Consider the following 786-nt stretch of genomic DNA (forward strand, 5'->3'; position numbering starts at 1 on the left):
ACACGCCAACCCTTTTCTATTTCTCTTCGCTAGAGCACAGCCTCTTTACTTAACGAGCTCTTCGTCCCACTCAAATCGAGTAAACAATTGCTGCCACGTATCGTCGATACTCGCTTTCATCACCAGCTCTTCATTTGTAAACGGATGCACAAAACGCAGCTCCGAAGCATGTAACAGCAAGCGGTGTGAATCAAATTCGTTACGGAACAATTTGTTGTGTTTACCATCACCGTGCGATGTGTCCCCCACAATTGGGTGACGTAGGTGGGCCATGTGACGACGCAATTGGTGCTTGCGACCAGTCTTGGGCTTCATTTCCATCAAACAGTAGCGCGTTGTTGGGAACTTGCCCGTCGAATAAGGCACTTCCACTTTCGCCAGTGGTTTGTAAGCGGTTACGGCCTCTTGAGCGTCTTTTTCTTGTGAGGCGAACTTATCTGCAATTTTGTCTAGTTCGACTTTTAACGCGTAATCTAAAACGCCCTCTTCCTCAATCCAACCACGGACAATCGCGTGATAGGTCTTCTCCATTTTGTGCTCAGCAAACATAGGCATCACTTGAGAAGCCACTTCACTGGAGAGCGCAAACACCAAAACGCCAGAAGTCGGACGATCCAAGCGATGCAACGGAAAGACATGCTGACCAATTTGGTCTCGCAGAGTCTGCATGACAAACTGAGTTTCGTGTTTATCTAGCCAACTGCGATGAACCAACATGCCGGCGGGCTTGTTCACCGCAACAAAATACTCATCTTGATAAACAATCTCCAACTCTACTGGAGCCAC

Annotated in this window: 1 protein-coding gene; it reads right to left on the reverse strand. The window is 48.0% G+C overall.

Annotated features, from left to right (window positions below; genetic code table 11):
- Nucleotides 1-45: 45 nt before the first annotated feature.
- Nucleotides 46-786: tRNA pseudouridine(65) synthase TruC (gene truC, locus R7P74_RS25940; RefSeq protein WP_443293402.1), on the reverse strand; the 741-nt coding region annotated here is incomplete at its 5' end.

The organism is Vibrio sp. 2033, assembly GCF_033339735.1.